Genomic DNA, 25,465 nt, shown 5'->3' on the forward strand with positions numbered 1-25,465 from the left:
TTAACTGACGACTCAATTTAAAAATGAAAACAAAAGCAATCAGACTATACGGAAAAGAAGATTTAAGGCTGGAAGAATTTGAGCTTCCAAAAATAAAAGAGGATGAAATTTTGGCGAAAGTGGTATCCGACAGCATTTGCATGTCGAGCTACAAAGCGGCCAAACAGGGCCCCGACCATAAACGAATTCCCGACAACGTAAACGAAAATCCAGTTATTATCGGACACGAATTCGCCGGAGAAATCATAGAAGTGGGCGCCAAATGGCAGCACAAGTTCAAACCCGGTCAAAAATATTCCATCCAGCCGGCTATTTATTACGAAGACGGGCCGCTGGGCGTACTCAGTGCTCCCGGTTACTCGTACCAAAATATCGGCGGAGATGCAACTTACGTTATCATTCCAAACGATGTACTGGTGCAAGATTGTCTGCTTACCTACAACGGGCCGGGATTTTACCCGGCATCGCTGGCTGAGCCGCTAAGTTGCGTTATTGGCGCCATGCACGCCAACTACCACACCAAACCGGGTTCGTATGCTCACCAAATGGAAATCGTGGACGGCGGGAAAATGGCTATTCTTGCGGGAGTCGGGCCGATGGGACTGGCGGCCATCAACTACGTTGTAAACCGAAAAGACAGGAAACCTTCGCTACTGGTAATTACAGACATTGACCAGACCCGACTTGACCGTGCGGCAGAAATATTCCCGGAAAAATGGGCGCAGGAAAAAGGAATTGAACTGATTTATATCAATACAGGAAACATTGAAAACCCGGTTGAAAAGCTCAAGGAAATTTCGGGCGGCGGATACAACGATGTTTTTGTATTTGCTCCGGTGGCACCGGTTGTGGAACAGGCTGATGCAATTTTGGCGCACGATGGTTGCCTGAACTTTTTTGCAGGCCCCTCCAATCCCGAATTTTCGGCAAAACTGAATTTCTACAACGTTCATTACGCCTACACACACATTGCCGGAACTTCGGGCGGGAATAACGACGACATGGTGGAAGCGCTGGCCTGCATGAGCCAGGGACTCGATCCGGCGGGTTTAATCACGCACATCGGGGGACTAAATACGGTTGCAGAAACAACGCTGAACCTGCCCAGTATTCCCGGCGGAAAAAAACTAATATACACGCACAAAAACCTTCCGCTGGTTGCAATTTCCGATTTTGAAGAACGAGGGAAAACCGAACCGTTTTATGCCGAACTGGCAAAGCTGGTGGCCCGGACTAAAGGGTTGTGGAACGTTGACGCCGAAAAATACTTGCTGGAACACGCACCTGAAATTTAAACTACCTGAAAATATGTCCGCACTTTCAACTGATTTAAATATTGCACTACAAGCAGCCCGGGCAGGAGCTGAAGTAATCCGGGAGAAATTCGGAAATTCATCCAATGCCAGGGTAAAAGGAGAAGCCCAGGGATTAGTTACCGATACTGATTTTGCAGCAGAAACAGCCATTTTCAGTGTTTTGAAAAACAACTCTGCCTACAATATTTTAAGTGAAGAAAGTGGATTACTTCGGCAGGAGCCGGGCAAAAAATGGGTGGTCGATCCGCTGGACGGGACTTCCAATTTTGCCCGGGGAATTCCGCTTTTTGCTGTTTCCATCGGACTGATGGAGGGGAATGACTTTCTCCTCGGGGTGATTATCGATCCCATCTCACAAAAAGAATACACTGCCGAAAAAGGAGGAGGCGCTTTTTGCAACGGAAAACAAATAGTGCTTCCACCGTTGCGCGAGGATTTCACCCCGTGTGTTTTTCTGAACCATGGATACGGGCACGAAGACAGAAATAACTTTAAAAAAGTTGCAGAAAAACTGGCGGTTAATTTTGATACGCTGAAGTTCGGAACCACTGCGGTTGAACTTTGTTTTTTGGCAGCCGGTTCGGTTGACGGGTTTATCTGTTCGGGCGATTCGCTCTGGGATTTTGCTGCCGGCGCAGTAATTGCCACCGAGGCCGGATGCGTGTTTTCCGACTGGCAGGGAAACCCGTGGAACAACCAAAGCGACAAGCTTTTGTTTTCTCGCCGCGAGATTCACGAGTCTCTGGTAAAACAGCTAGAAAAGATTGGTTAGGAAACCGGAAAGTATTCCCGGCAAATAAATTACTTGTACAAATACTTTAACGAATCCATCAGGTTACATAATTCGGCAAAAGGCTTGTCGTTGTGGTTTTGGTAAACATTACTATGAAATTCATCAATTTCTTCGAGAATCTGCATCGCCTTTTTCCATTTGTTTTGATTGACGGCAGTTAAAAACATTTTATTCTCTTCATCCATTCTTTTGTTTGCCAGCGCTAAAATCTCGTGCCCTTTTTGGGTGAGCACCAGCAATTTTGCACGCTTGTCGGAGTCGTCAGGAATCTCGTCCAGCAGCCCGTTATTATTTAGTCTTCTTATCGTATCCATCCCCGTAGTGTATTCCAAATGGTAAGTATTTATCAGGTCGGTCTTTTTTGCCTTTTCCATCAAATTAATGGTCTGAAGAAATAAAAATTCGAGCCGGGTATTTATCACTAAATCTTTGAGGGCTTTTCGCGAATAAAACTCATGATAGCGGGCAAGACGGGAAACAGATTCGAGGAAACGGGTTTTCTCTTCAAACTTTTTTATTACCGGAATTTCATCAGCAAACGCATCGTAGTTCTTTTCCGGAGCAACTCTTTTATTCAATTCCGGCTCTTTATCGAGCTTATTGGTTATCCACCTCGCAAACGACAATAAATCAAGATGTTTTTCATTTTGCTCATAATCTTCGTACAAATCAATAACCTGCTTTAGTATCGCATACTTATTTCTTCCCATCAAATCATTTTTTTGTAAAAATATAAAAGTTTTATTATAATTGTATCGCATACGATATATTTACATCGTATACGATTTAAAACAAATTAATCATGAAACAGAACATAAATATTACTGAGCAAGACTATATAAGTTTATGCGAGCTACTAAAAACGGAGAAAGTAAGCCACACAACAGAAAAAGGGAATCTCGACTATTTGGGCGGGGAAATTAAACGCGCCAAAAGAGTAAAAGGCAAAAGAATAAAAACAGATTTTGTAAGAATGAATTCGTTTGCAGAAGTGGTGGATTTGGACACCAACAGAGAAATGAAGGTGAGGCTTGTTTTCCCAAAAGACGCTGATTTCAAAACAGGTAAAATTTCTGTTCTGTCGATGTTTGGCAGTGCTTTACTGGGCTATAAAGTCGGAAGCACCATAACGTTTAACGCTCCGCGCGGCGTAAAAAAAATCAAAATCAAAAATATTATCTATACAGAGGAAGAGCACTAACAACTCATATAAAAAATAAATCATCATGGCTAAAAAGAATGTCGGGTTAAAAGCACCCAAAAAAAGCTTGAAAGAACGACAACAGGAAAAAAAGCTAAAAAAACAGGAGGAAAAAGTTAAAAAGAGAAAAGGCAGAATTTAGTGCTTCTGCAAGTTTTTTAATTATTGCTAAATTTCAACATCAAGAACAAGTATTCCAGGAACCAATTCTATTTGATTTTCAGGAAACCGGACCAAAAATCCGGTTTCTTTATTTTTGATAATTAGGCAACTACCTAGCTGTTCAGAAAATCAATGGATTCTCCCCCTTCAGGCGGGTTCATCAAAATTTTATCGCCACTTTCAAGGCCTGTTTCAATAACAACCTCTTCTTCATTTTCCAGCCCGGGGGTAACCTTTTTTTTCCAGATTTTTCCTGACTTATTTAGAAAAACGTAAGTACTTCCATTGTCTGTAAAAAGACAACTGCGTGGAATTTTTATCACGTCAGTTAACCGCGCCAGAACAATTTTATTGTTAGACGTCATTGCCGGCTTAATTTTTTTGCCTTCCACTTTCAGGTCAATCATCACTTTAAAAACCTTCATATCAAACCCTGACAATTCCTGTCCTACGTTGGCAATGTTTGAAACCACGCCTTTAAAATCGTCACCCGGAAGCGCATCAATAGTAATTCTGACACTGTCGCCCAGAGCAATTTTAGTTATGTCAATTTCAGGAATATAAGCTTCAGACACGGGTTCCGACAAATCAGGCAAAGTGGCAATGGTTGGCATCCAGATGCTGATGTCGTCGCCAACGCGCAGCTTTCTGCCGTTCCAGAGTTTGGCATACATAACCAGCCCGTCTTTGGGGGCAGTTACCCGGGCTGCCATCATAGCCGCTTTCAGCAGCGAATCTCTGTTGCTGTGGAAATCGAAACGGTCTTCAATCCGCTTGGTTTTCATTTTCAGATCCAGCTGTCTCAGTTGATAATCTCGCTGTTTCTTTTTCATTTGCCGAACGGTTTGGTCATACTCCATCTGCTTTTTGCGCTGATAAGCCGGCGATTCGTACTGAGACTGTTCCAACTCCAACTCTTTATATTCCAAATCGTATTTGAACTCACCCAGTTCTTCCCGCAATTTCGTCAGTTGTATCGAAGAGTCGATTCTTGCATCGTTCAGTTCGGCCCGCTGTTTATCCAAATCCTGCTGGTTATTCTGCATTTCCTGAGTAATTTGAGCAGCATCAAGCGTGGCAACCCAATCGCCTGCTTTTACGGATGTACCCTCTTCCACCATGTCTTTAATCTTCATCTGATAAATGCGCAAGTCCCTGCGTTTCAGTTCGTCGGGCAAACTAATTACTACGGCATTTTTACCCTGAATTTCGCCTTTCACTTCAAGAACAAGTTCAAACAGTCCGTTTTTTACCGTGTACTGTTTTCCCCCTTCTCCCGATGTAAGAAAAAAAGTTAACGCTGTAACAACTACAGCGGCCGCAGCAATTATTATTAGATATTGTTTTCGTTTGAGCTTCATTCCGTACGTTTAATAGTTGTTGACAATCTCATCGAAGTCTTCTGAAAGGGTAACCTTCTTCTCAAAATCAAAAAGAGTAAGCCTGCGAATAGTATAGTAGTAATTCCAGTATGAGCGGAGTGCTCGAATATATGCCCGGCGGGCCTGCTCCTGATCGTTTCGTGCGAGGTTCAACTTTGTAACATCCACTTTACCTATAAGAAACCGCTGTTGAGTAACGTCGTATCCCATTTGTGCAATGGTATCGGCTTTCGCTGTGTTTTGCACCTGTTTTCCCTGAAGATTAAACTCCATCACATTCATAATCACATTCTGCTCAAAATCCATTTTTTCCTGATTTACGCTAATGCGCACCACCTCGCGGGTTGATTTCGCCATGGCCAGTTTCCCTTTTCTGCGCCCCCAATCAAGTATGGGAACATCAATTCCGACCCGAAACTGTTGCTGGTCAAGCGGATCCCTATACACTTCATTAAACCCTTTTGCATTTTGATTTAACCCGTAAAGCGCAAACAAATCACCGGTTATGCCATTTTCGCTTTTTGCCTGATTTACTTTTCTGTCCTCTTCAATCAACCGCTGCTGCTGGTCAATCATTTCGGGGTTATTTGCCAGCGCCAAATCGACTGCTTCTGCCGCAGAAATCTGCAAGTCAGGCAATTCATCAGGAACAATACATTCGATTTTCGTATTCTTATCAAACCCCAAAAAAGAATTCAGTTCAGCCAAAGCCCGTTCAAGCCCCAGATTCGACTGCGTAAGTGCCAAATTTGCATTCATAAAACTGAGTTCCAGGTTAAGTAATTCATCCTGGGTTACGGTGCCCACCTGGTAGCGTCCCTGCCCTATTTTAAAAAGCGTGTCGGCATTTGCCAAATTGGTTTCAGAAATATTTACCTCAATCTGGGCATCAACCAAATCAAAAAACAACCTGCCGGCTTTTATAGCCAGTTCTTCCTTCGACTGAATGTAGTTTTTCTTCGCCTTCTCATACTTTAGCGGTTCAATCTTGGCAGTCCATTTCAACTTATTATAGCCGCTAAGCGGTTGAATATATCCCACACTGAAAGGAGTAGATGACCAGGACGAAACTTCATCGTCGCCCAACTTTCGCAAGAGGCCCAGGTCTGACCGGGCAAAAATCTGCCCGCCGGTAAAACCTACGCTTTGACTTAAAGAGAGCGATAACTCGGAACTTAAATCTTCGCGCAATTTAAATTCGTCGCGATTCTCGTCGTAATTATACACCTTTTGCATGGCACGGCTATAATCCAGCGGCGTCGCCTGCAGCGACAAACTGGGGAGCCGGTCGGCCTTAAAGTACCGAAATTCCCAGTAACTGGCCAGGTACATGTTTTCATTTCTGAATGCGTCGAGAGACTGCTCTGATGCAGCATCTATCACATTTTGCAAGGTGAAGTATTTCTTTTCCTGAGCGAAAACCACCGGGGTAAACAAACTATAAATTATTAAAGCAGTGATTAGCTGTTTCATTTTTTTATTGAGGTTAAATTAATACCGTAACGAATTGACAGGATCGTGCTCGGATGCTCTTTTTGCGGGCAGGTACCCAAAAGTAATTCCGACAATAACCGAAACGCCAAAAGAAATGATAATGGAAAATGCCGAAATTATGGTTTGAATATCGAAAACCACAGTAATGATTTTCGATAGCGCAACTCCCAGCAGAATACCGATAATTCCGCCCGAAACACTAATAATGGTAGACTCTGACAGGAACTGCACAATAATATCTATGCGGGAAGCCCCGATTGCCTGCCGTACACCTATTTCGCGAATTCGCTCCATTACCGATGCCAACATGATGTTCATAATTCCGATTCCGCCCACCAGCAACGAGATGCCAGCAATTACCCCCAGCACAATATTGAAAATATTTTTGGTGCGTTGCTGTTGTTTTAGCAGCAGCTCGGGAATGGTCACTTCAAAATCGTACAAGTTGTTGTGCCGGCGCAGCAACATTCTGCGAATTACTTCGGCTGTGGAACTCAGGTATTCAGTTTCATCTACCTGCACAATAATCTTGTCCAACTGGTTAATGTTTTCCGACTGATTGGCTTCGCCCCCCTGAGAAGTTGCCAAAGCCTCCACTTCGTCGGCACGAATAAGCGCCCTGTTTCTGAACCGCATATTCACCGTTTTGGCCGGAACAAATATTTTATTGTCAGTACTGCTAATTCCCATTTCGTCGGAAGCAGACGCCGTAAAATCACGCCGTTCGACCACCCCGACTACCTGAAGCCAGATTTCGCCGCACTTAATATGCTTTCCAATCGGGTCTTCCTGGTTAAAAAATACTTTCCGAATGTTGTCTCCGATTACACAAACGGGAAATGCGTTGGCCATCTGTTCATCGGTAAATTCTTTACCTGACTGAAGCGTGATATTAAACAGATGGAAATAATGATTATTGATTCCTTCAAGCACTACTGGTTTGCTTTTCCCATCGAGAATGGCCGAATAATTAAAAGAAATAACCGGGGTTACCCTTTCCACACTCGGAATAACTTCTTTGATGGCTTCCACATCAAGTAATGTTAATCCTTTTGAAAATTTTTTGGTACTAACCTGTGGGCCGTCTTCGCTGCCCGAACTGTTTTCATTTTCGCTATCAGAGCCAACAACGGGAGAAATTACAATATTATTTACACCCACCATTTTAATCTGCTCCAGAATTTCCTGCTGGGCTCCGTTACCTATGGCTAGCATGCTGATTACCGCAGCCACGCCAAAAATAATTCCCAAAGCCGTCAGCAGCGATTTTACCTTGTTGGCAAAAATCGATTCGATACCTGTAACGATATCATGCCCGTAACGTTGAATAATTGCCTTCATCCGATGATTATTACATTACCAGAATTTCCGCTTGCTTTTTTCTGAAGTTTGAACGGTTTCTTCTTCTCCTCTTCCAGCGCTTTTTTGGCCTCCTCCTCTTCGCGTAATTTCCGTTCTTTTATTTCCTGATAAATTTCTTCGCCAACAATGGCAATATCTTCCGAATGTGGCGGCTCTGTTAGCAGCACAACATCACCGGCATTCAATCCTTTCCGCACCAGAAAATAGTTTTCGTTCTGGTCGCCCAAATCAACTACCTGCTTAACCACCCCGCCATTTTCAACATAAACATACTGCATGGTGTCGTTGGAGAAAACCGCCTCTGCCGGAATAAAAAGTGTGTCGGTATAAAAACCGGTCTGAATCTGGTTACTGGTCGTCATTGCAGGTTTCAAGTCCGACACATCGCCAAACACCCTTATTTTTACTTCAAATACTTTAGCATCGCTTTTGGGCATGGGCTGACCAATGTTTGCCACCGAAACCACTTCGCCTTCCAGCTCTTTTTCAGGCAGGGCATCAATACCAAGAATAACTTTTTGTCCGGTTTTAACTTTCGAAATATCTATTTCGTTAACAAACGTTGTTGAAAGCATGGACGAAAGATCAGGAAGGGTAGCAATCACCGGCATCCAGGGACTTACTGTGGAGCCCACTTTTATTTTTTCGCGGGTGCGGTCCTTTCCGTAAATTACCATTCCGGCTTTCGGCGCGGTAATCACCAGCGAGTGATACACGTCGTTCAGCTTATCAACCCGGCTTTCGAGCCGCCGAAGTTCAATTTTTTTTCGTTCCACTTTAGAAACTGCCTGACGTTGCTTTAAATCGTACCCCTGAACTTCCTGTTCGAGCTTCCGTTTAGACTTATCCAAATCCATTTCGGCTTTGCGTATTACAGCCGGCGATTCGTAAACCGACTCGTCAAGCACTATTTTCTTTTCTTCAACTTCTTCCCTTGCATTAATAATCTGGTCGCGCACGTTACTCAGGGTAAGGTTCGAGTCCAGTTTGGCATCTTCAAACTCGTTGTACGCCTGTTCCAGTTCTTCGCGGGCGTTGGTCAGGGTTTCTTCCACCGCTTTCTGGTCGAGGGTTGCCACATAATCACCAGAGTCCACTACGGTACCCTCTTCTACCAAATCTGTAATTTTGATCTCATAAATCCGAATGTCCCGATCACGAAGATTGTCAGGAACGACAATATCTTCTGAATGCTGTGCCTCCAGCTGCCCGCTGGAATAAACAAGTACTTCAAAAGGGCCTCGGTTTACTTTGGTGGAAATTTTCACCGTCTCGCTTTTCGATTGCGTGAGAAGGAAAAAAGCAGCTAGCAGCACGATTACTGCAATGCCGGCGGTTAACAATAGCTTTTTATTCATGCTTTTTTATTTTCGGATTTGATTTTCATTAACAGGCATTTAATTAACAAAAATTATGCCCCGATTAACAATAATATTTTCTTAAAAAACGAAATTTCAAAAGTTACAGAACATTTATTTCATTCTTGAAAATCACACATTCAATATACAACGCTAAAATTCTGATAACATAACAAGAGAACAGGGATTTTGGTATAATTTGTCCGAAAGAAAATAAATCTCTGTCAATAACACAGAGGCATTATGATTCTTTAACTCTTTTTCTGAAAACCCCCGCCTGGGCCAGCGTCATAATCAACACTCCGCCAACAGTAAGAAATCCACCAATAAGCTGGTGCTTAAGCGGAAGCGTACCGAAAAACAGATAGGCGCCCACAAGCACAAAAATCCCTTTGAGACTTTGCACTACCGACGACTTTGATGCAGGCAGAAAACTGAACGAATAGTAAACGGTAAGAACAGCCAAAAACGGCCCCAGCAAAGCGCCAATGGCAATATTTTTTATTGCTGAAGCCGGAATAATAATCGATTGCCCGTACACAAAAAACATGACAATGGAAAAAATCAGCAACCAAACCGAACGGTTAAGATTTAAAAGCTCGGGGCTCATTTTCTTCACGTGCACTTTTACAACCAAAGAAGCAGAGGTTGCCAAAAAAGCATTTATCAGCACAATACCGGTTCCCGGAATAAAAAATTTATCGAACGAGGTTCCACCGGTGTAACTAATAATAAAAGCACCAGTCATTGCCAAAAAAGCACCAATAATTTCCACCGGTCCAAATTTTTCTCCGAGTATAAAAACTCCTCCCAAAGCCAGCATTACCGGAAACATGTTGCCCAAAAAAGAAGTAACTGCCGGGTCGGGAATAATATGAATAGACAAGAAAAACGATGTGGTGGTAAGTATTTCCAGCATTCCCAACGTAATTAAAATACGCACCTGCTTTTTGGAAAGCATTTTTAGCTGTGCCAGCTTCTTCTGTTTTACGGAATAAAGCAGGTTTAAAAATGTACTGATGGAAAACCAGTAAACACCAAACTGAACCAAATGCACCTCATTAAGTGCCGCCTTGCTAAAAATATAAACGTTGGAAAATGCGATGGTTGCTACCAAAGCAAACAAATATCCTTTTAACGTATCTAATTTCATTGACTATTCTAAAATGAATCGCAAAAGTATAAAAAATTGAAACCGGTTGTTTACAGAAAGCATTTTGCCGCCTGTTCTGTTATCACGTTATTTTCTGATAATTTTTAGTAGCGCGAACGACTCTTAATTCAGCGTATAATTATAAAGTTTTCCCCCTTCACTTCCCACAACCAGATTCAGGCCGGTTGAACTGTCGGAAAGTTTTCCGATAGAAAATTCGCTGTTTCCTTGCAGCGGAAAACCCTGGTGTATTTTTCCATCAGGAGCAAAAAGGTAAATCCGGTTTGAAACGGCATCAACCACCCCCACCTTTTTCAACTTCGACGAGAAAGTATACACATTGGGTTGGTGCTGAACGGGATTATCCAACTTTTTGCCGAACAACTTTTTCCCGTTTTCGTCCATAACCGTTACTTCGTTGCCATCTACAAAAACAAAATCAGGAGTTCCGTTACCATCCAGGTCATCAACTGTAAAAAAGTGATTACTGCTATACCGGGCCGTTTTTTTCTCTTCTGTTTTTCCGTTAAAGTAAATGTAGTGCACTTTCCCGCCAGAATCGGTAGCAACAATTTTGGGCGTTCCCTCAAGGCTCAGTTTAACCGGATTTTTACTAAAATCGAAACGAGCAGAAACCGGCACCCGCGTTTCGCCCTGCCTGTTTTGAATGTAAATGCGCGACTTATCGTTAAATACAATGTAATCTTTTCCCGCAACCCTGAAATGCTGAACAGGAGTAGTTACCGAAAAATCAGTCTGCCCAAAACTCCACCCCGAAATAATTTTACCGGAATAATCATAAGCGTAAATTTTTCGGTCTTCGCCTGCCACAAAGTAGCGGTAATTCCGGTTGTTATCGTAATCGAATACACTTACTCCGTTTGTTGCCGGAGAACGCAGGGCAATCGGGAAATTCCCCACGTTATTACCATTTCTGTCGATAAGGTACAATTTGTCTTTCGTGTTGAAAAGATATTGCAATCGGCCGTTTTTGAAATAATCTATCTGGTAAATTTCGCCTAAAACAGAACCCGAAATTGGCACACTCCAACGCACCCGTCCGGAACCGGCAACCAACTGAAGATTGTTTTGCGCATCCTGAAAAATGATTTCGCGGTTACTCTTGTCGGTATGATTTAAAACCATCAGCGGTTTTGTTGCCACATTACTGCCAACGGAACTTTGCCAGGTTGTTTTTGCCTCCTCGTTTTCAGCCGAATGAGCCTGAATAGCCAGGGAATTGAAAAAGATTCCCTTGTCGTGTTGTACCTGCCAGTTTACCTGCCCGTAACGACGGATGGTTTCTTCTTTTTCTTTGATTTGTTCAAGGAATGACGGAGACAAAATTTCATTTCGCAATCCGAAAGCCCTGTTTATATCTGCATAAACGTTGATGTTAGAACGGCTGGAACTGCTCTGGATAAACCGCTGGTAATTGTTGTCGCCCGACAGCGTTGCCCCCAAAACCATGTTGCGCAAATATTCCTGCAGCCCTTGTTCCGAATTGGAAAAAACCAGATAATTATCGTAAAACACAGCAACCCTGGCATCTGCAATACCAAACGGGCTTCCCATCCACAAGCCGGGGAAAGACGGATACGGAAAACGATAAATACGAAACCTGACATCTTTGTCAATCTCAAAATCAGTATACAATTTATTCATCTCAGTTTCCGTACGCGAAGCATAACCGCTCATCAGTTTCTGGAACTGCTCCTCGGCTCCGGAACGGCTTTCGGTATGAATAATAAAAAACGTAGTTTTATTTGAAGGATCTACCGGAATTGTTGATGTTGCTACAATCACTTCATCGTTTACCATTTCCTGAAATGCATTGCGCACACTTCCCCTGAATCCCCGGTCGAACCGTTTCATCCGTTCTTCGCGGTGATAATAAGCCGGCGAATGCATGAAAAAGTCTTCCAGTTTTTCAAAAAATAATTTCTTATCGGAAAACGAGTAGCTGCAATAAAAGGAGGTATTTTGTGGCAAAATTTCTCCGGCCCGGTAGCGAACCGGCTGCTGTTTGTCGAAAACAGTCAAAAAATGGTTGAGGGAATCATCAACCGCAGAAACCCCATTTAACAGAAGTTGTCCGTTATTAAACCTAAAATCGAGTTCACTCCATTCAGCAAAATCCCTGAATTTTTCAGCCTTCGAAGAATACTGAATACGGGACGTGGCACCAAACTCGTCTACCTTTTGAATAGCAGTTCGATTTAAAATTTCAGCGAAAAGACTGTTTATCCATTTATGATTAATATACAGAGAAACGCCCTGCGTACCCGCAGTTTTGTTCACATCCAAAAAGTAGGGGTTATTTTCAATTCCATGAACAGAAAACTGGCGAATTACCTGCTCAATAATAATCACGCGCGGACTAACCAATAACAAATCTTCAGCATATGAAAAAAAGAGGATATCCTGATTATTCTCGCCCGAAATCTCCTGTATTTTATACTTGCCATAATCACGTTCGTCGTAATTGTATTTGCCGGGAGGATAAACGGTTTTCAAAAATTTTCCAAGTGCATTTCTCCGGCTGTGAGATTCTGCCTGAGTTGCCAAAAGAGGAATCAGTTCGTTCCTTCCAGCAATGCCGTAGGCGAGCAGAAAAGAGGAATTTCGCAAGCTCCGGGGGAGTTCCTCGGTTACGTCAATCAACGAATCGGCCTTATGCAAAAACTCGAACCAATTTTTGCCAATCCCGGCATTTTCCATTTCACGAATAAACGGATCGCCAAACGGAATGCTTCGAATGGAGCTTAATTCAAAAAAAAACGGCGAAGATACCGGAACAGCTTTGTAAACGGAAGTATCTCTTAAAAACGGGCTTCTTTCGTTTGAAAAATAGAAATAACCTCCGACGGCTGCCAGAACAATCAAAACAACGATAATCAGGTTACGCTTCATCTTTCCTGGGTTTTCCTCAAAACTACAAAAACGGGAGAGTTGAAAAGCGGGATTTTCTGAATATTAATGAAATACCGGTTGTTAATAACTCGGGGGTTACAATTGCTTAGCTACTTCCACTTCCTGGAATGCTTCAACATGGTCGCCCACCTTAATGTCGTTAAAGTTCTCAATGTTCAAACCACATTCGTAACCATTCTTCACTTCTTTGGCGTCGTCTTTAAAACGCTTCAGCGAACCGAGGTTCCCGGTATAAATTACAATACCATCGCGAATAATCCTGATTTTTGAACTGCGGGAAATTTTGCCGTCGCGTACAATACACCCGGCAACTGTTCCAACTTTGGTAACTTTAAAGGTTTCGAGCACTTCGGCAGTACCTGTAATTTCTTCTTTAATATCCGGAGAAAGCATCCCTTCCATTGCAGCTTTCACCTCGTTAATGGCATCGTAAATAATAGAATATAAACGAATATCGATTTGCTCTTTTTCGGCAAGTTTACGTGCACTAAGCGATGGCCGTACCTGGAATCCAACAACAATAGCTTCGGAAGCGGCGGCCAACAAAATGTCTGATTCGGAAATCTGTCCGACAGCTTTGTGCTTAATGTTAACCTGAATTTCGTCGGTAGAAAGTTTTATCAATGAATCTGAAAGAGCTTCGATAGAACCGTCAACGTCACCTTTAATAATAAGGTTAAGTTCCTGGAAGTTGCCAATGGCAATTCGTCGTCCGATTTCGTCGAGTGTAATATGTTTTTGCGACCGGAGACCCTGTTCACGAGCGAGCTGTTCGCGTTTGTTGGCAACGTTACGGGCATCCCGTTCGTTTTCCATCACGTTAAACTTATCGCCGGCCTGCGGTGCTCCGTCAAGCCCCAAAATAATTACCGGTTCGGCAGGACCTGCGGTTTCAATACGCTGGTTCCTTTCGTTAAACATTGCTTTTATGTGGCCAAAATGCTGTCCGGCCAAAACAATGTCACCTGCATTTAATGTTCCGTTTTCAACTAAAACGGTAGCAACATACCCGCGTCCTTTATCCAATGACGACTCGATGATGGTACCCACTGCCCTCCTGTTCGGGTTGGCTTTAAGCTCCAGCATTTCTGCTTCGAGCAGTACTTTTTCGAGCAAATCGGTAATGCCTTGTCCTTGCTTGGCAGAAATGTCCTGGGACTGGTATTTACCGCCCCATTCTTCTACCAGGAAGTTCATATTGGCGAGCTCTTCCTTTATACGGTCGGGATTAGCGCCCGGTTTATCAATTTTATTAATGGCAAAAACAATTGGTACGCCAGCCGCTGTGGCATGGTTGATTGCTTCCACTGTTTGGGGCATCACGTTATCATCGGCAGCCACAATAATAATGGCAACGTCGGTAACCTGTGCTCCACGTGCACGCATTGCGGTAAAAGCCTCGTGACCAGGAGTATCAAGGAAAGTAATTTTCCTGCCTGATTTCAACTTTACTTTATAAGCTCCGATATGCTGAGTAATACCACCGGCTTCTCCGGCAATTACATTGGTGTTCCGGATGTGGTCGAGTAACGAAGTCTTCCCGTGGTCTACGTGCCCCATTACGGTAACAATAGGCGGACGTGGTTCCAAATCTTCTTCGGCATCTACTTCCGAATCAATTGAATCGTGCAGGTCAGCACTTACAAATTCGACTTTAAAACCAAATTCTTCGGCAACGATAGATAATGTTTCGGCATCTAAACGTTGGTTAATAGAAACGAAAAGGCCAAGGCTCATGCACGATGAGATGATCTGGTTTACATTCACACTCATCATATTAGCCAGCTCGCTAACCGATACAAACTCGGTAGCCTTCAATATTTTCTTTTCTATATTCTGCTTTTCCATATCGGCCTGCGCTCTTTCACTTGCCGCAGCCCTTTTATCGCGCCGGTGTTTAGATCCTTTCGACTTGCCTTTTGAAGTAAGGCGAGCCAGGGTATCTTTAATCTGCTTCTGAACTTCTTCTTCGTTCACCTCTTTCTTAAGCAGAACTTTTTTCTTCTTTCCGGTATTTTTCTGTAGTTTGTGATCTGTCCTTCCTCCTCTCGAATCCTGCTTTTTGTCTTCGAATTTTACGCGGCCGGATTCTTTGATCCTTTTCCTGCGTTTTTTCTTGGAAGCCGCATCGCCATGCGAATCTGATTTTTTTTCAGGCAAATCAATTTTGCCAACTACTGTGGGCCCGTTAAGTCTTCCGACTTTGGCCCTGATAACAACTTCTTCTTTTTCGGAATTTCCTTCAGAACCCTTTTCTGTCGATTTTTCGGCAACATGTTCTTCTGTTTTCAGCGAGGCAACCTTTTGTCGTCTGCGTTCTTTCCGTTCTTTTTCGCGTTCTTTTCTCGATTTTTTCGCTGGACGTGTTTTCTGGTTCAACGCGTCGAGATCAATTTTTCCGACTACTTTGAGTTCTTCCACTTTTGGAACTTCTGTTTCGATGATTTCTTCTTTGGTTTTCTCTTCTTCCTTCGCAGGTTGTGCCTCCGCTTTCGGAGCCTTTTCCGGTTGAATGATTTCTTCTTTTACTGGAGCAGGTTCTTTTTCTGCAACAGGTTTTTCGGGCTCAACAGGTTTCTCAACCTTTTTGGGCTCTACTTTTTCGACTGCTTTTTCAACAGTTTTCTCTGGTTCTTTTTCTTTAACTTCTTCAGGCTTTTCAACCTTTTTAACAGGCTTTTTGAGGCTTTCTAAATCAACCTTTCCAACAACCTTTATCTTGTCAGCCATTTTTGGCTTTTCAATAATCTTCTCTTCTTCTTTCTTTTTGACTTCAGGAGCAGGTGTTTTTTTAACTGCTACTTTGGGAGTTTCTATAACTTCTTCCTCTTCTAAATCTTCGTCAACTACTTTTTCAGATTTGTCGTCTATACTAATTACCTCCTGCTTTGGCCGGTGGCTTTTCAGAATTATTTTTTCTGACTCTTTTTTCAGATTTAAATCAATCTTATACTCTTTTTCCAATAAAGCCAAAGCATCTTCAGAAACTTTTGTATTCGGGTTTGAATTATAGTCAAAACCTTTCTTTTGCAAAAAGTCAACAATGGTGTGAATTCCCACGTTAAACTCTCTCGCAAGTTTACTAAGCCTTATTGTTTTACCTGCTGCCATATATTCTTTTTTTCTTTTCCTAACCCAATATTAAAAGTCTCTGCAAGTTTAGATAAAAGCATTTAGAGTAACTTAAAATTAAGCTTAATTTTTATTTACTCAAATTCTGCTTTTAATACTTTCAGTACATTATCTATTGTTTCATCTTCCAAATCAGTCCTCTTAATCAATTCGTTACGAGGAATACTCAATACGTTTTTAGCAGTATCGCATCCGATTGCTTTCAACGCATCAATAACCCAACCTTCAATTTCGTCAGCAAATTCTTCCAGGTTTACGTCATCATCGTCGTCTTCCACTTCGCGGTAAACGTCAATTTCGTAACCGGTTAACTGGCTTGCCAGCCTAATATTAAGACCGCCTTTTCCAATTGCCAGCGAAACTTCTTCGGGCCTGAGGTACACTTCTGCCCTTTTATCTTCTTCTTTTAATTTGATGTTGTTAATTTTTGCCGGATTCAGCGCACGTTTTATGTACAGCTGGGTGTTTGCAGAATAGTTAATTACATCAATATTTTCGTTTTTCAACTCACGAACAATTCCGTGGATACGTGAGCCTTTCATTCCCACACATGCTCCAACCGGGTCAATTCGTTCGTCGTATGATTCTACTGCTACTTTTGCCCGTTCTCCGGGAACACGTACAATCTTTTTAATGGTAATTAATCCATCAAATATCTCCGGAATTTCCAGTTCGAACAACCTTTCGAGGAAAACCGGCGCTGTACGCGACAAAATAATCAACGGATTGTTATTGCGCAGTTCAACTTTGTATACGATGGCTCGAACGGTATCGCCCTTACGAAAATAGTCTGAAGGAATTTGTTCTGACTTTGGCAAAATCAACTCGTTTCCTTCATCGTCAAGTATCAATATTTCCTTCTTCCAGACCTGGTAAACTTCACCGGTAACAATATCGCCGATTTTATCTTTGTATTTACCGTAGATGTGGTCTTTCTCCAGCTCCATAATTTTGCTGGCCAGGTTCTGCCGAAGGTTCAGAATAGCACGACGACCAAAATCAATTAACTTCACCTCGTCGGTTACCTCTTCGCCCACTTCGTAATCGCTGTCAATCTTTTGAGCTTCGGTAAGAGAAATCTGCAAATTGGGATCTTCCAGTTCGCTGTCCTCTACGACCTCACGATTTCTCCAGATTTCAAAGTCGCCTTTATCGATGTTAATAATTACATCGAAATTTTCGTCGGTGCCGTACTGCTTAATCAGCACGCTGCGAAAAACATCTTCGAGCACACTCATCATGGTCACCCGGTCGATATTCTTCAGCTCTTTGAACTCGGCAAAAGTATCGGTAAGGTTAATATTTTCCATCGTTATTCTTTTTATTTAAATGAAACTATAACTTTTGCGCTTTTAATATCGCTATAATCAATCTGATGTTCTTTTACGATCAATTGCTTCTTTTTGTGCCCTTCTACTTTTTCACGGGCCGAAGTTTCCAGTAAAATAAAATCAGGCTTTACTTCTTTTAAGAGCCCTGTTCGTTTTAAACCGTCAGCAGTTACAATCTCCACCTCACGTCCTTCGTTCTTCAGGTATTGCTCTTTCACCCTGAAACTTTCAGATAATCCGGGAGAAGAAACCTGTAGTTCGAAATCTTCTTTTTCCCTGTCAAGGCTGTTTTCGAGAAACCGGCTAATCTCCACACAACGGTCGATGGAAAGTCCATCGAAGCTATCCAGAAACACTTTTATTACATTCGATGTGTTTACCTGTACATCAACCAGAAAAGCATTTTCATCGAGCTTTTCTTTTACCAGTTCCACTATTTTTTTCTTATCCACCATAATTGCCTGTAACAAAATAGGGAACCTCTGGTCCCCTATTTCAGGTTTTCTGAAAATCTGCGCAAAAATAGTAATTTCTTTCCTAAATGCAAAAAATATAGAGATTGATAAATGCCTTAAAGCGAATTAATTAATCTTTTGTATTTTTAGCCTCTGAATAATAGAAAACAGGTGACCGATTATTTCACAAACAAAAAGAAAATAATTAACGACCCGGTATTTGGGTTCATCAATCTCCAATCGGAGCTGGTATTTGATCTGATTGAACATCCGTACATGCAGAGACTCCGGAGAATCAAGCAACTCGGGCTTTCATTCCTCGTGTACCCGGGCGCCAACCACACTCGCTTTGAGCACGCCCTGGGAGCAAGCCACCTGATGCGACAGGCCATTTCTGTGTTGCGGCTAAAAGGCCACGAAATAACCGAAGAAGAGGCAGACGCAGTAACCATGGCCATCCTCCTTCACGACATTGGGCACGCGCCTTTTTCCCATGTTCTGGAAAACACGCTGGTAGAAATTCCTCACGAAACCATTTCGCTACTGATGATGGAAGAGTTGAACCGACAGTTTGACGGAAAACTTCAGCTCGCCATCGAAATTTTTAAAAACCAGTACAAGAAACAGTTTTTACACCAGTTGGTAGCCAGCCAGTTAGACATGGACAGGCTCGACTACCTCAGCCGCGACAGCTTTTTCACAGGAGTGGCTGAAGGAATTGTAGGAATTGACCGCATTATTAAAATGTTAACAGTTTGGAACGACCAACTGGCCGTAGATTACAAAGGAATCTACTCCATCGAAAAATTTCTGATTGCGCGCAGGTTGATGTACTGGCAGGTGTACCTTCATAAAACAGTTGTGTCGGCAGAGTTCTTACTTATTAATGTATTAAAACGGGCAAACGAAATTTATACCACAGGCGAAAAATTGTTCCTAACGCCCACCCTCGAGATTTTTATGAAATACAACTTCAGCCACGATGACTTTTCAAAAAACACTGTAGTTGAAGGAAAAAAAGTTCTCGATTGGTACGCGCTGCTGGACGACAACGATATTTTCTCGTGCATAAAAGAATGGCAGTCACACTCCGATATGATTCTTTCCACACTGTCTACAAATCTTTTTAACCGAAAACTTTTCAGGATTCAGCTTATTGACAAACCCGTTACCAAAAAGTGGAAAGAAAAAACATTGGTTCAAATTACCAACCAGATTACACACAACCCGAAACTCTCTCAATACTTTCTTATGACTGGCGAAATTACCAACAGCGCGTATAACAGACATAACGAAAATATTAATATTCTATTAAAGAACGGAAAAATCAAAGACATGGAAAAAGCTTCCGACATAAACCTTTCTGTTTTAAACAAGACAGTCAGGAAATATTTTGCCTGTTACCCAAAAGAATTGGTCATTAATTAGTTTAAACCTATATTTGCACCGCTAAAAAAATAATGCATGGAATTTAAAGCTACAGACATTGCATTGTTTCTGAACGGAGAAGTAATTGGAAACAACGATGTTAAAGTATCTGGCATATCGAAAATAGAGGAGGGAAAACCCGGAACACTCTCTTTCCTTGCCAATCCGAAATATGAGCATTTCATATACAATACTGACTCGTCGATTGTACTGGTAAATCGGACGTTTAAGCCAAGAGCAGAGATTAAAACTACCTTAATTAAGGTTGAAGATGCCTATCAGGCATTTGCATCTCTTCTCGATTTATATGTACAAACAAAACAAAATACCCGTAAAGGTATTGAGTCTCCTGTTTCTATAGACGAAACTGCAAGCATTGGAGAAGATGTTTACATTGGAGCATTTACCAGCATTGGTAAAAATGCAAAAGTGGGAAACACCACTAAGCTTTTTCCCCAGGTTTTTATAGGCGACAATGTTACCGTTGGCGAAAACTGCATATTATATGCGGGAGTTAAAATTTACGACGACTGCGTAATTGGCAACAATTGCATTCTACACTCGGGCGTTGTAATTGGCTCCGACGGATTTGGTTTTGCCCCACAGGCAGATGGCACCTACAAAAAAATTCACCAGGTGGGAAATGCAATTCTGGAAGATGACGTTGAAATTGGTGCCAATACTGTGGTCGATTGTGGAACATTTGGATCTACAATTGTCAGGAAAGGGGCAAAAATCGACAACCTTGTTCAGGTAGCTCACAACTGCGAAGTTGGCGAAAATACCGTAATTGCAGGGCAATCGGGAATGGCAGGTTCAACAAAAATAGGCAAAAACTGCAGGTTTGCCGGACAGGTTGGCCTCGCCGGTCACCTTACCATTGGCGACCATGTTCAGATTGGAGCCCAGTCAGGCGTTGCCAAGTCTGTTAAAGATAACGAAATCATACTTTCTACTCCGGCTATTAATTACAAAGATGCCGTTAAAACATACGCCATTATAAAAAACTTACCTAAACTCCGTAATGAATTTTTACAGCTTCAAAAAGATGTTGAATCCTTAAAACAGGCAAAAGAAGCCGGTTCTAAGTAAATTTCAGGTATGGTGGTAAAACAAAAAACATTAGCAAATTCATTTAAAATTGAGGGAAAAGGGTTGCATACCGGAGTGCATGTAACCATGAACTTTTTGCCGGCTCCGGAAAATCACGGATTTAAATTTAAACGTATTGATTTAGAGAACCAGCCAATTATCGAAGCAGACGTCGATTTGGTTGTTGATACTTCACGCGGAACACTGCTCGAAAAAGACGGAGCCAGAATTGGCACCATCGAACACGCACTGGCTGCTATGGTTGGAATGGACCTCGACAATGTATTAATTGAGGTAAACAACGAGGAAGCCCCGATTATGGACGGCAGCTCTAAATATTTTGTAGAGGCCATAAAAAAGGCCGGTATAAAAGAACAAGATGCCGAACGCGAATATTTTGAAATTCGTGAGAAAATAGAAATATTCGATGAAAAGTCAGGTTCACATATCATTGCACTTCCGGACGACGATTACAGTCTGAATGTAATGATTTCATTCCAGTCGAAAGTACTGAACAACCAATACGCGATACTCGATTCTATTGAAAAATTCAGCGAAGAAATTGCCAATTGCCGCACTTTTGTGTTTTTGCACGAATTGGAATTTCTGCTGAACAACAACCTCATAAAAGGTGGCGAACTGAATAACGCCATTGTTATTATCGACAGGGAAATTGGACAAAAAGAACTGGATCGTTTGGCCGATCTTTTTCACCACGACCATATTGAAGTAAAACAGCATGGAATACTGAATAATCTGGAACTGCATTTCGACAATGAATGCGCACGCCACAAACTTCTTGATGTTATTGGCGACCTTGCACTTTGCGGAAAGCGTATAAAAGGACGGATTATTGCCACAAAACCCGGACACAGGCCCAACACGATTTTTGCCCGTGAATTAAAAAACAAATGGAAAAAATTGCAATCCGGTGCACCCGAATATGATCCGGATGCAGCGCCGGTACTGGATACCCTTCAGATAAAAGAATTTCTTCCCCACCGTTATCCGTTTTTAATGGTGGACAAAGTTCTGTCCATGTCTGATACAGAAATTGTAGGAGTTAAAAACGTAACCCACAACGAACCGTTTTTCCAGGGACATTTTCCGGACGAACCGCTAATGCCTGGCGTACTGCTAATTGAAGCCATGGCTCAAACCGGCGGGCTGCTCGTGCTTTGTAAGCTTGAAGGAAAATACTCAACCTACTTTATCAGGGTTGACAATGTAAAATTCAGAAGGAAGGTAGTCCCCGGCGACACCCTCATATTTAAAGTAATTTTAACTTCTCCCATCAGACGTGGTATTGCCACCATGAAAGGAGTAACATATGTGGGCAGCAAAATTGTCGCAGAAGGCGAATTCATGGCTCAGATTGTAAAACAAACAGATAATTAATACAGAATCAGTATAGATTATGAAACAACCACTGGCGTACGTACATCCCGATGCAAAAGTTGCAGAAAACGTTGTAATAGAACCTTTTGTATCAATCGACAGAGATGTTGTAATTGGTGAAGGAACCCGCATTGGGTCAAGTGTTACCATACTTTCAGGAACACGTATCGGAAAAAACTGCAACATTTTTCCGGGATCAGTAATTGGTGCTATACCACAAGATTTAAAGTTCAAAGGAGAATATACCACTGTCGAAATCGGAGACAACAACACCATCCGTGAATATGTAACCATCAACAGGGGCACTGCTGCAAAAGGCAAAACAGTAGTTGGAAACAACAATCTGCTTATGGCGTATGTGCACATTGCACACGATTGTGTTGTAGGAAACTCTGTTATTCTGGGAAACAATACCCAATTGGCCGGAGAAGTTGTTGTTGACGACTGGGCCATTATTTCGGGAATGACAGGAGTTCACCAGTTTTGCCGTATTGGATCGCACGTTATGATTGGCGGAGGTTCTCTGGTACGTAAAGATGTTCCTCCTTTTATTAAAGCAGGTCGCGAGCCGTTGTCTTACGTTGGAATTAACTCCATCGGACTGCGCCGCAGAACTTATTCCAACGAAAAAATAAGAGAAATTCAGGACATTTACCGGTATATTTACCAAAAAGGGTTGAACACAGCTCAGGCTGTAGAAATAATTGAAGCAGAAATGCCTGCAACCCAGGAACGTGATGAAGTTCTTCTTTTTGTAAAAGACTCAAAAAGAGGCATCATCAGAGGATACTATCCCGATTAGCAATCAGCTTTTCAGGTGATTCCATCCCTGAGCCTGCAGAGGAATTTTTGATCCGCCCATGGCAATCAGATTCGCACCTTCTGCAGGCTCAGTTATTTTTCCAATAACTGTAAAATCAGGATCATTTTTAATTTTCTCCGAGTCTTCAGGAGACAATGTAAAAAGCAATTCGTAATCTTCTCCCCCGTTTAACGCAGCCACAATCGGATTAATGTTCAGCTCGCCTGCCATCTTCTTGGTTTGATCATCCATGGGCACACTTCCTTCAAACAACTGGCACCCCACATTCGAGTTTTTGCACAAATGCAAAATTTCAGAAGACAACCCGTCTGAAATATCAATCATCGAAGTAGGTTTCAGTTTCAGCTTTTCAAAAGCATTCACAACGTCAGCCCGGGCTTCCGGCTTTAACTGCCGTCCCAGAATATAATCGTATCCCTGCAATTGTGGTTGTGTATTCTGATTTACTTTGAAAACTTCGTTCTCACGCTCCAAAAGCTGTAATCCCATGTAGGCACCGCCCAAATCGCCCGAAACACAGAGCAAATCGCCCGGTTTTGCGCCACTTCTGTAAACCAGGTTTTCCGGGATTGCTTCGCCCAGTACACTTATACTAATTGTTAAACCGGTTAACGAGCTTGTTGTGTCTCCGCCAACCAAATCGACTCCATAATGCTCGCAGGCCAGATGAATACCAGAATACAACTCTTCCACCGCTTCTACCGAAAATTTATTCGACAACGCTAGATTAACGGTTATTTGCCGCGGACGGGCATTCATGGCGTAAATATCCGACAGGTTCACAACAACCGCTTTGTATCCCAAATGTTTTAACGGAACATACATCAGGTTAAAGTGCACTCCTTCAGTCAGTAAATCAGTAGAAAACACCACGCAGTTCTCTTTATAATCAATAACTGCGGCATCGTCTCCAACTCCTCTCAGTGTACTCTTATTTACAATATTAATGTTCTTGGTAAGCCGTTCAATCAGGCCAAATTCACCCAAATCGGCTATTCTGGTTTGTTTCTTTTCTTTACTCATTATTAATAAAAGACTAAAAGGTGTTAATTGCATTCCTTAAGGACAAAATTACCCATAGTTTTATATCTTTGCAATTTATTTGTAAACAGTCTGGATAAACGTTTGTTATTTATCCATAACAGAGTAAAAAAATGACAGATCAAGACAAGATATTAGCAGAAGTAACCCAAAACGAATACAAGTACGGCTTTTTCTCCGACATAGACACCGATATTATTGATCGGGGGCTCAATGAAGAAGTTGTCCGCACAATATCAAAGAAAAAAAACGAGCCGGATTTCATGCTCGAATTCAGGCTGGGTGCATTTAGAAAGTGGCAAAAAATGAAAATGCCAAACTGGGCTTATTTAAAAGTACCACCAATCGATTTTCAGGACATCAGCTACTATGCAGCGCCAAAGAAAAAAGAGCTCAAAAGTATGGACGAAGTTGACCCGGAACTGTTGGATACTTTCAACAAACTGGGTATTCCGCTGGAAGAGCAAAAACATTTGGCCGGTGTAGCAGTAGATGCAGTTCTCGACAGTGTTTCCGTAAAAACTACGTTCAAAGAAGTGCTGGCCGAGCAGGGAATTATATTCTGCTCGTTTAGCGAAGCACTGCAGGAACATCCAGACCTGGTGCGTAAATACATCGGACAGGCAGTTCCTGTTGCCGACAATTTTTTTGCTGCACTTAACTCGGCTGTTTTTAGCGACGGCTCTTTTTGCTATATTCCGAAAGGAGTACGATGCCCGATGGAATTGTCTACTTATTTCCGTATTAACGCCGCCAACACCGGCCAGTTCGAAAGAACCCTTATTGTAGCCGACGACGACAGCTACGTAAGTTACCTGGAAGGATGTACCGCGCCAATGCGCGACGAAAACCAGTTGCACGCGGCCGTAGTCGAAATTATTGCCCTCGACCGGGCCGAAGTAAAATATTCCACCGTACAAAACTGGTATCCGGGAGATAAAAACGGAAAAGGCGGAATTTACAATTTCGTAACCAAGCGCGGCATCTGTCGAGGCGTGTCATCCAAAATCAGTTGGACACAGGTAGAAACCGGTTCGGCCATTACCTGGAAATACCCGAGTTGCATTCTTATCGGGAATAATTCAGTGGGTGAATTTAACTCTGTTGCTGTTACCAATAATCACCAGCAGGCCGACACGGGTTCAAAAATGATTCACATCGGAAAAAACACAAAAAGCACCATCGTTTCCAAAGGAATTTCTGCAGGGAAAAGCGAGAATTCTTACCGCGGACTGGTTAAAGTACTGCCCGGAGCAATTAATTCGAGAAACTTTTCGCAATGCGATTCGCTGTTGCTGAACGACACTTGTGGAGCACATACCTTCCCATACATTGAAGTAGGCAATAAATCATCGATTGTTGAGCACGAGGCCACCACTTCAAAAATTGGGGAAGACCAGATTTTCTATTGTAACCAGCGCGGAATAGACACAGAAAAGGCCATTGGCATGATTGTAAACGGTTACGCCAAAGAAGTGCTGAACAAACTTCCGATGGAGTTTGCAGTTGAAGCGCAGAAGCTGTTACAAATCAGCCTAGAAGGAAGTGTAGGATAATAATTTCGAAATTGAAATTTCAAAAAAATCATTGTTAAATACGAGTAATGGGCA

The 25,465-nt window shown here is 42.3% G+C and carries 19 protein-coding genes; 8 read left to right on the top strand and 11 right to left on the bottom strand.

Going from position 1 to position 25,465, the window contains the following annotated elements; translation table 11 throughout:
• The first annotated feature begins 23 nt into the window (after positions 1 to 23).
• Positions 24 to 1,295, top strand: coding sequence for a zinc-binding dehydrogenase (locus BUB08_RS07905; RefSeq protein WP_073000484.1), 1,272 nt, complete (start codon positions 24 to 26; stop codon positions 1,293 to 1,295).
• Between the two features lie 13 nt (positions 1,296 to 1,308).
• Positions 1,309 to 2,088 carry an inositol monophosphatase family protein gene (locus tag BUB08_RS07910; protein WP_073000485.1) on the top strand — a complete coding sequence of 260 codons (780 nt, stop codon included), beginning with the start codon at positions 1,309 to 1,311 and terminating at the stop codon, positions 2,086 to 2,088.
• 29 nt (positions 2,089 to 2,117) lie between these two features.
• Here the strand turns inward: BUB08_RS07910 and BUB08_RS07915 are convergent, their stop codons facing one another.
• The gene (locus BUB08_RS07915) at positions 2,118 to 2,819 is read right to left on the bottom strand and encodes a MarR family winged helix-turn-helix transcriptional regulator (protein WP_175549973.1); all 702 of its coding nucleotides are present in this window, start codon (positions 2,817 to 2,819) and stop codon (positions 2,118 to 2,120) included.
• A gap of 92 nt (positions 2,820 to 2,911) precedes the next feature.
• Here BUB08_RS07915 and BUB08_RS07920 point away from each other — a divergent pair, with 92 nt between their 5' ends.
• Positions 2,912 to 3,310: a GreA/GreB family elongation factor gene (locus BUB08_RS07920; protein WP_073000487.1), complete on the top strand. Its 399-nt coding sequence runs from the start codon at positions 2,912 to 2,914 to the stop codon at positions 3,308 to 3,310.
• 275 nt (positions 3,311 to 3,585) lie between these two features.
• On the opposite strand, the gene BUB08_RS07925 is transcribed toward BUB08_RS07920, so the two are convergent.
• The 9 genes from BUB08_RS07925 to rimP all read right to left on the bottom strand — a co-directional run bounded on the left by BUB08_RS07925 (position 3,586) and on the right by rimP (position 18,073).
• Positions 3,586 to 4,833 (bottom strand): efflux RND transporter periplasmic adaptor subunit, encoded by a 1,248-nt coding sequence (locus tag BUB08_RS07925; protein WP_073000488.1) that lies wholly within the window; start codon positions 4,831 to 4,833, stop codon positions 3,586 to 3,588.
• Between the two features lie 9 nt (positions 4,834 to 4,842).
• Positions 4,843 to 6,327: a TolC family protein gene (locus BUB08_RS07930; RefSeq protein WP_073000490.1), complete on the bottom strand. Its 1,485-nt coding sequence runs from the start codon at positions 6,325 to 6,327 to the stop codon at positions 4,843 to 4,845.
• 18 nt (positions 6,328 to 6,345) lie between these two features.
• Entirely contained in the window at positions 6,346 to 7,689 is a 1,344-nt protein-coding gene (locus tag BUB08_RS07935; RefSeq protein ID WP_073000493.1) for an ABC transporter permease, read from the bottom strand.
• The gene (locus BUB08_RS07940; protein WP_073000496.1) at positions 7,686 to 9,068 is read right to left on the bottom strand and encodes an efflux RND transporter periplasmic adaptor subunit; all 1,383 of its coding nucleotides are present in this window, start codon (positions 9,066 to 9,068) and stop codon (positions 7,686 to 7,688) included. Before BUB08_RS07940 ends, BUB08_RS07935 begins: the two co-directional genes overlap by 4 nt.
• Before the next feature lie 241 nt (positions 9,069 to 9,309).
• Positions 9,310 to 10,221 carry a DMT family transporter gene (locus tag BUB08_RS07945; RefSeq protein WP_073000499.1) on the bottom strand — a complete coding sequence of 304 codons (912 nt, stop codon included), beginning with the start codon at positions 10,219 to 10,221 and terminating at the stop codon, positions 9,310 to 9,312.
• Between the two features lie 123 nt (positions 10,222 to 10,344).
• Complete coding sequence (locus BUB08_RS07950) at positions 10,345 to 13,134, bottom strand: hypothetical protein (protein WP_073000502.1); 2,790 nt, start codon at positions 13,132 to 13,134, stop codon at positions 10,345 to 10,347.
• 96 nt (positions 13,135 to 13,230) lie between these two features.
• Positions 13,231 to 16,266 (bottom strand): translation initiation factor IF-2, encoded by a 3,036-nt coding sequence (infB, locus tag BUB08_RS07955; RefSeq protein ID WP_073000505.1) that lies wholly within the window; start codon positions 16,264 to 16,266, stop codon positions 13,231 to 13,233.
• A gap of 95 nt (positions 16,267 to 16,361) precedes the next feature.
• A complete protein-coding gene (nusA, locus tag BUB08_RS07960) occupies positions 16,362 to 17,597 on the bottom strand; it encodes a transcription termination factor NusA (protein ID WP_073000508.1) in 1,236 nt (411 codons plus the stop codon).
• Positions 17,598 to 17,608: 11 nt separating this feature from the next.
• Positions 17,609 to 18,073 (bottom strand): ribosome assembly cofactor RimP, encoded by a 465-nt coding sequence (gene rimP, locus BUB08_RS07965; RefSeq protein ID WP_073000511.1) that lies wholly within the window; start codon positions 18,071 to 18,073, stop codon positions 17,609 to 17,611.
• Between the two features lie 171 nt (positions 18,074 to 18,244).
• On the opposite strand from rimP, the gene BUB08_RS07970 reads away from it, so the two are divergent.
• Genes BUB08_RS07970 through lpxA form a run of 4 tightly spaced genes read left to right on the top strand, consistent with a single transcriptional unit; the run spans position 18,245 to position 22,793 of the window.
• Complete coding sequence (locus tag BUB08_RS07970; protein WP_073000514.1) at positions 18,245 to 19,501, top strand: HD domain-containing protein; 1,257 nt, start codon at positions 18,245 to 18,247, stop codon at positions 19,499 to 19,501.
• A 36-nt stretch (positions 19,502 to 19,537) separates the two neighbouring features.
• Positions 19,538 to 20,593, top strand: a complete 1,056-nt coding sequence (gene lpxD, locus BUB08_RS07975) for a UDP-3-O-(3-hydroxymyristoyl)glucosamine N-acyltransferase (protein WP_073000517.1) — start codon at positions 19,538 to 19,540, stop codon at positions 20,591 to 20,593.
• Between the two features lie 9 nt (positions 20,594 to 20,602).
• Entirely contained in the window at positions 20,603 to 21,991 is a 1,389-nt protein-coding gene (locus tag BUB08_RS07980) for a bifunctional UDP-3-O-[3-hydroxymyristoyl] N-acetylglucosamine deacetylase/3-hydroxyacyl-ACP dehydratase (RefSeq protein ID WP_139249644.1), read from the top strand.
• A 19-nt stretch (positions 21,992 to 22,010) separates the two neighbouring features.
• The gene (gene lpxA / locus BUB08_RS07985; RefSeq protein WP_073000520.1) at positions 22,011 to 22,793 is read left to right on the top strand and encodes an acyl-ACP--UDP-N-acetylglucosamine O-acyltransferase; all 783 of its coding nucleotides are present in this window, start codon (positions 22,011 to 22,013) and stop codon (positions 22,791 to 22,793) included.
• Positions 22,794 to 22,796: 3 nt separating this feature from the next.
• Here lpxA and thiL read toward each other — a convergent pair whose 3' ends face one another.
• The gene (gene thiL / locus BUB08_RS07990) at positions 22,797 to 23,837 is read right to left on the bottom strand and encodes a thiamine-phosphate kinase (protein WP_073000523.1); all 1,041 of its coding nucleotides are present in this window, start codon (positions 23,835 to 23,837) and stop codon (positions 22,797 to 22,799) included.
• Between the two features lie 131 nt (positions 23,838 to 23,968).
• On the opposite strand from thiL, the gene sufB reads away from it, so the two are divergent.
• Positions 23,969 to 25,411 (top strand): Fe-S cluster assembly protein SufB, encoded by a 1,443-nt coding sequence (gene sufB, locus BUB08_RS07995; protein ID WP_073000525.1) that lies wholly within the window; start codon positions 23,969 to 23,971, stop codon positions 25,409 to 25,411.
• Positions 25,412 to 25,465 lie beyond the last annotated feature (54 nt).

The organism is Mariniphaga anaerophila, from assembly GCF_900129025.1.
Classification (GTDB): Bacteria; Bacteroidota; Bacteroidia; order Bacteroidales; family Prolixibacteraceae; genus Mariniphaga; species Mariniphaga anaerophila.